The organism is Kineococcus lubricus, assembly GCF_050871965.1.
Classification (GTDB): domain Bacteria; phylum Actinomycetota; class Actinomycetes; order Actinomycetales; family Kineococcaceae; genus Kineococcus.
Genome location: NZ_JBJLSK010000061.1, coordinates 1 through 5,997, shown reverse-complemented (window position 1 = coordinate 5,997; position 5,997 = coordinate 1). Strand labels below are relative to the sequence as shown.

Sequence of the window (5,997 nt, the reverse complement as noted above, 5' to 3'; positions counted from 1 at the left end):
CCCCCCCCCCCCCCCCCCCCCCCCCCCCCCCCCCCCCCCCCCCCCCCCCCCCCCCCCCCCCCCCCCCCCCCCCCCCCCCCCCCCCCCCCCCCCCCCCCCCCCCCCCCCCCCCCGCGGTCTCAGGCCGCCAGCGCCAGGGTGGCCCGGCGCGCCAGGACCAGCGGGCGCACCAGCAACCGGCCCGGGGCGCCGAAGCGGCCCGCGTGCAGCGCCCGGACGACCTCGGCCGGCGGGCAGCGGCGGGACAGGACGACCCCGGCCAGGACGACCGTGACGGCCGAGCACACGGCCACCGACACCTGCCCGAGCGCCAGGCCGTAGACCGTCCACAGCGTCGCCGAGACCTGGGTGAGGACGAAGGTCGCCGGGGCCAGGCCGTGCAGCGGCTCGCGGCGCACCACGGTGCGGATCTGCGGCAGCATCTTCACCAGCGACACCGCCGTGCCCAGCGCGCCGGCCGCGGCGGCGCCGCCGACGGCGAACGCGGCCACCACGACCGGGGTCCAGGCGGCGACGGCGACCGCGGCGGTCGACAGCCGCAGCCCCAGGCGCCGGGCGGCCAGGACGACCGTGACGACCGCGCACGCCAGGCCCGGCACGTTCGCGACCAGCTGGGCGGGGTCGCGCAGCGCGACGCCGTAGCTCAGCCAGGTCCCGGCGGACAGGACGCCCAGGACCGCGGAGGAGTAGGACAGGCCGGTGGCGTCGGGGTCCTTCAGCAGGCGCAGGACCTGCGGGACACCGGTGAGGATGCCGAGACCGGCGGCGAGGAGGCCGAGGAGGGGGAGAAGGGAGGAAACAGGCACGTGCCTGTTCTTCGACCGGTACCAGGTCCCGCCTTGAGGCGCACGCCGGCAGACGTCGGTGAGACGCGGGTCACACCCGTCCTGCGCGGCCCCACCCCACCGCGATCAAGGACTCCCGCCCGATGATCAAGGACACAGCTGTCCTTGATCGCCGGGCGGGAGTCCTTGATCGCGGTGAAGGGGTGGGGGTGAGGGGGTGGGGTCAGGCGCGGGCGCTCTGGTGAGGCAGGCTCACCACCGGCGCCGACTCCAGCCGGACCTTGGGCAGCGCGCCCGGGTGGTCGCGGCGCAGCACCCGCACGAGTTCCTCGCGCACCGCGCAGCGCAGGTCGAACAGCTCCCCGCCGGAGTTCGCGCTCACCAGCACCCGGAAGCTCAGCACCGAGTTCCTCGCGTCCGTCACCTGCAGGGCGAACGTCTGCCCGTTCCACAACGGGTGCTCGCGCACGAAACCCTCCGCGTGCGAACGCAACTCGTCCACCGGGGTCGTCCAGTCCGTCTCGAAGTCGACCGAGCCGGTGATGTCGGAGGAGTTCCGCGTCCAGTTCGCGAACGGCGTCGTCGTGAAGTACGTCGACGGCAGGATCAACCGCCGCTGGTCCCACAACCGGACCACCACGTACGTCAGGGTGATGTCCTCGATGTGCCCCCACTCCTGCTCCACCACGACCACGTCGTCCACCCGGATCCCGTCGGTGAAGGCGATCTGCAGACCCGCGAACACGTTCGCCAGCGACGTCTGCGCCGCCAGCCCGGCCACCACCGACAGCAGCCCCGCCGAGGCCAGGACGCTCGCGCCGACCCCCCGCGCGCCCGGGATCGTCAGCAGCACCGCCGCCACCGCGACGACCACGATCAGCGCCACCACGACCCGCTTGAGGAGCTGGACCTGCGTGCGCCGCTGGCGCTGCCTGCGGTTGTCGGCCACGTCGATGCGGTACCGCAGCAGCAGCACGTCCTGCACCACGTTCGCGGCCACGACCGCCAGCCCCGCGCCGAACGCCACGGCCAGCACCCCCAGCACGGTCAGGGTGGGTTCGCGCCAGTCCGCCGGTGCCGTCCCGACGTGCAGCGACACCGTCGCGGCCAGGGTGCCGAGCAGACCGGCCAGCGGGCGGCGGCCCCGCTGGGCCAGCGTCGCGAGGATCTCGTGCGTGCGGCCCAGCCGGCGCACGCCGAGGGCGACGAGCTCGCCGACCCCGGCGGCCAGGACGGCGGCCAGGACGGTCGCGCCGACGGTGAGCCAGACGGAGGTGCTGATGTTCACGGGGTGCGGCTCCTCAGGGATCGAGTACGGACATCGACGTCCTGCGGTCCCGAGCCACGGTAGGTGTCGCCCGTCCGTCCGGCAGGTCGGGGACGGGGCCCCCGGCCGATCTGCACGCCTCCCTCACCCCGGCAGCCAGCTCACCCTCCCCACCAGCGCCGCGTACCCCACGAACGCGACGACGTCGATCGCCGTGTGCGCCACCACCAGCGGCGTCGTGCGACCCCACCGCTGGTACACCCACCCGAACACCAGCCCCATCGCCACGTTCCCCACGAACCCCCCCACCCCCTGGTACAGGTGGTAGGAACCGCGCAGCAGCGCGCTCACCAGCAGCGCCGGGAACCAGCGGAACCCCAGCTGCGACAACCGGTGCAGCAGGTACCCCGCGACGAGGACCTCCTCCAGGACCCCGTTCTCGGCCGCGGCCAGCACCGAGACCGGCACCGCCCACCAGACGTCCGGCAGCGTCGAGGCCGCCACGTTCGTGTTCAGCCCGGCCGCCCGCGACCCCAGGTACAGCACCAGACCGCACCCGCCGATGACCGCGGCCAGCCCCAGCCCCGCCAGGGCGTTGCGCCCGAACCGGCGGCCGTCGAACCCCAGCGTCCGCAGCGACCCCCCGCCGCGGGCCATCAGGTAGCCGACCAGGAACACCGGGGCCAGCCCCGAGGCCACCGACACCAGCTGCAGGGACAGGTCCAGCCACGGCCGGTCCGGGGCGTAGCTGCCCAGGACCGTCGAGGTCTGCGCGTTGATCGCCTCCGGCGCGGTGAGGATGCCGACGAACCGGACCAGCGCGCGGACCCCGCTCATCCCCAGGGAGACGGCGAAGACCGCCACGACCTCCCACACCAGCAGCCGGCGCTCGCGGGGGTCGGTGACCACGGCCGGGGACGGGCCGCTCACGGCTGCGCGGGGGTCCCCAGGAACCGCAGCGCGGCCTCGTGCAGCAGCCCGTTGCTGGCCACCGCGTCGCCGCCGTGCGGGCCGTCGACCCCGGCGCGGGAGGTGAAGCGGCCCCCGGCCTCGGTGACGATCGGCACCAGGGCCGCCATGTCGTGCAGCGCCAGCTCCGGCTCGGCCGCGACGTCGACGGCCCCCTCGGCCAGCAGCATGTACGACCAGAAGTCGCCGAACCCGCGGGTGCGCCACACCGACCGGGTCAGGTCCAGGAAGCGGTCCAGGACACCGGCGGCCTCCCAGCCCTCCAGGGAGGAGTAGGCGAACGAGGCGTCCGCCAGCGACGACACCGAGCTGACCGAGATCCGCGTCGCCGACGACAGGCTGCGGCCCGTCCAGGCCCCCGAGCCCGTCGCCGCCCACCAGCGCTTGCCCAGCGCCGGGGCCGACACCAGCCCCACGACGGGCTCGCCGTCCTCCAGCAGCGCGATGAGCGTCGCCCACACCGGCACGCCGCGGACGAAGTTCTTCGTGCCGTCGATCGGGTCCACCACCCACTGCCGCGACCCGTGCCCGACGAGCCCGAACTCCTCGCCCAGCACCGCGTCGCGCGGGCGGGTCCGCTTCAGCTGCCCGCGGATCAGCTCCTCGGCCGTGCGGTCGGCGTCGCTGACCGGCGTCAGGTCCGGCTTGGCCTCCACCACCAGGTCGACCGCCTTGAAGCGGTCCGTCGTCAGGCCGTCGACCTGGTCGGCGATGACGTGCGCCAGCCGCAGGTCGTCGTCGTAGCGGGGCCGGGCGCTGCCGGGGGAGCTGCTGGGGGAGGACACCCGGCGAAACCTACCGCCCGTGACCGCCCGCGCCCCGGAACCGGGACCGTGGACCCGTTCAGGGGACGCCCAGACGTGTCGACCATGCTGTGGGCGGGGTCAGAGCCCCCGGAGGCGGTGCCCGCGGCGGGTGCCCGGTGCGGCGAGGGAGGACGAGCATGGCGGGGACGACGGACCGGACCCACGACGACCAGCCCCTGGAGGACGTCCCCGGGGACCTCCCGGAGGGGCACCTGTCGGCGATCCCCGTCAGCCCGCGCGCGCGGGGGCTGCTGCTCCTGCTCGGCGGGGTCCTGGGCTTCGTGGCGGCCTTCACCCTCACCGTCGAGCGCATCAGGCTCGCCGAGGACCCCGGCTACGTGCCCAGCTGCAGCCTCAACCCGATCATCTCCTGCGGCAACGTCATGCAGACCCACCAGGCGGCGCTGTTCGGCTTCCCGAACCCGCTGATCGGCATCGCGGCCTTCGCCGTGTCCACCTTCCTCGGCGTCCTCGTCCTGTCCCGCGTCGCGCTGCCGCGGTGGGTCGAGCGCACCTACCTCGCCGGGATCACCCTCGGGGCGGTCTTCATCGGCTGGCTCATCAGCCAGAGCCTGTACTCCATCCACGCCCTGTGCCCGTACTGCATGGTCGTGTGGGCCGTCGTCGTCCCGACGTTCTGGACGAGCCTGGCCGACGGCCTCGACCGCGGGCTGGTGCCCGTGCCCGCGGCGCTTCGCCGGGCCGCGCTGGTCGTCGTCGACTACCGGGGGCTGCTGGTCGTCCTCAGCTTCGCCGCGGTCCTGGCCATGGTCGCCACGAAGTTCTGGTCCTACTGGTCCACGCTCCTCTGAGCGGGCCCCTCAGTCCGCCACCACCACCACGTCGCGACCGCTCGCCTTGGCCCGGTACAGGGCCGCGTCGGCGCGGGCCAGGACGTCGGACAGCCGCTCGCCCTCGGCCAGCACCGCCACCCCCACGCTCACCGTGACCCGCAGCTGCTCCCCGCGCACCTCCACCGGGGTCCGGCGCACGCTCCGCCGCAACCGCTCCGCCACCTCCCGCACGTCCAGCGGGCCGTGACCGCCCTCCTCCGGGCCCGGGCTGGTCACCACGAGCGCGAACTCCTCACCGCCGTACCGGCCCAGCACGTCGTCCTCGCGCGTCTCGTGCTGCAACCGGCGGGCCACCGCCGTCAGCACCTCGTCGCCGGCCGCGTGGCCGTACGTGTCGTTGACGGCCTTGAAGCGGTCGACGTCCACCATCACCACCGCCACGGGCCGGCCCAGGACCGCCCGCCGCACCCGCTGCTCACCCAGCCGCAGCAGGTGCCCGCGCGTCGCGACGCCGGTCAGGGAGTCCGTCCGGGCCAGGTGCTCGACCTGCGCGAACAGGCGCGCGTTCTCCAGGCCGATCGCCGCGGGCGCGGCCAGCGCCTCGGCGACGTGGGCGCGCGAGCCCGGCCCCTCGGCCCCGCCGGTCAGCACCAGCGCCTCCGCGACCAGCCCCGTCCGGTCCTTCAGCGGCACCACCAGCCACTGCGCCTCGTCCCGGCCCGGCGGCCGGTCCCCGGCCAGCCCCAGCAGCCCCGCCAGCCGCGCCGGCAGCGGGCCGTCGCCGCAGACGGCGTGCGCGCTCTCCAGCAGGTGCGCGCAGTCCGGTTCGCCCTCCCAGTCGCGGTTCCAGGCCAGCTCCCGGACCGTCGCGGCGTCCGCGGCGGTGACCAGGGCGGGCGGGTCGGCGTCGCGCGGCGCCCGCACCGCCACCGGCACCAGGGCCCCGCGCCGCCCGCCCAGCTCGGCCAGCGCGGAGCGCAGCAGCCGCCGGCGCACCGTGGGCAGGTCCAGGCTCCCCGAGACCTCCTCGGTGACCCGGCGCACCGCCTCGGCCAGGTCCCGCTCGCGCTGCGCGCCGTGGACCTCGATCTCCAGCCTCGCGGCGCGGGCGGTCTCCAACGAGGCGGCGACCTGACCGGCGATCAGCTGCAGCAGCTCCACGTCACCGCGCCCGAACGCCCCCTGCGCCACCGTGCTCGCCGCCGACAGCACGCCCGTGCGGCGCCCGCGCACCAGCAGCGGGACCGCGACGACGCTGCGCGCCACCTCCTCCGGGCCCGGGCCGGGCGGGGCCCGGGAGGGGCCGGCCCGCGGCGGCTTCACTGGGCTTCGCAGCCACCGGCGCGCCGTGCCGGGCCCCCGCACCGCCCCGGGGG

At 75.8% G+C, this 5,997-nt stretch carries 6 protein-coding genes; 1 reads left to right on the top strand and 5 read right to left on the bottom strand.

What is annotated here, in order from left to right; all coding sequences use genetic code 11:
- Nucleotides 1-119: 119 nt before the first annotated feature.
- From ACRYRX_RS22395 to hisN, 4 genes are all read right to left on the bottom strand, one after another.
- A complete protein-coding gene (locus ACRYRX_RS22395; RefSeq protein WP_432515410.1) occupies nucleotides 120-806 on the bottom strand; it encodes a SemiSWEET family transporter in 687 nt (228 codons plus the stop codon).
- Between the two features lie 202 nt (nucleotides 807-1,008).
- Entirely contained in the window at nucleotides 1,009-2,073 is a 1,065-nt protein-coding gene (locus ACRYRX_RS22390; RefSeq protein WP_432515408.1) for a mechanosensitive ion channel family protein, read from the bottom strand.
- A 123-nt stretch (nucleotides 2,074-2,196) separates the two neighbouring features.
- A complete protein-coding gene (locus ACRYRX_RS22385; protein ID WP_432515407.1) occupies nucleotides 2,197-2,982 on the bottom strand; it encodes a CPBP family intramembrane glutamic endopeptidase in 786 nt (261 codons plus the stop codon).
- Nucleotides 2,979-3,806 (bottom strand): histidinol-phosphatase, encoded by an 828-nt coding sequence (gene hisN, locus ACRYRX_RS22380; RefSeq protein WP_432515405.1) that lies wholly within the window; start codon nucleotides 3,804-3,806, stop codon nucleotides 2,979-2,981. Before hisN ends, ACRYRX_RS22385 begins: the two co-directional genes overlap by 4 nt.
- A gap of 158 nt (nucleotides 3,807-3,964) precedes the next feature.
- Between hisN and ACRYRX_RS22375 the strand changes: the two genes are divergently transcribed.
- Entirely contained in the window at nucleotides 3,965-4,639 is a 675-nt protein-coding gene (locus ACRYRX_RS22375) for a vitamin K epoxide reductase family protein (RefSeq protein ID WP_432515403.1), read from the top strand.
- Between the two features lie 9 nt (nucleotides 4,640-4,648).
- On the opposite strand, the gene ACRYRX_RS22370 is transcribed toward ACRYRX_RS22375, so the two are convergent.
- Nucleotides 4,649-5,997, bottom strand: a 1,349-nt coding sequence (locus ACRYRX_RS22370) for a GGDEF domain-containing protein (RefSeq protein WP_432515401.1), incomplete at its 5' end; no start/stop codon positions are given.

Bases quoted from the DNA above. Each gene is read 5' to 3' on its own strand.
- ACRYRX_RS22375 (WP_432515403.1), top strand. From the start codon at position 3,965: ATGGCGGGGACGACGGACCGGACCCACGACGACCAGCCCCTGGAGGAC.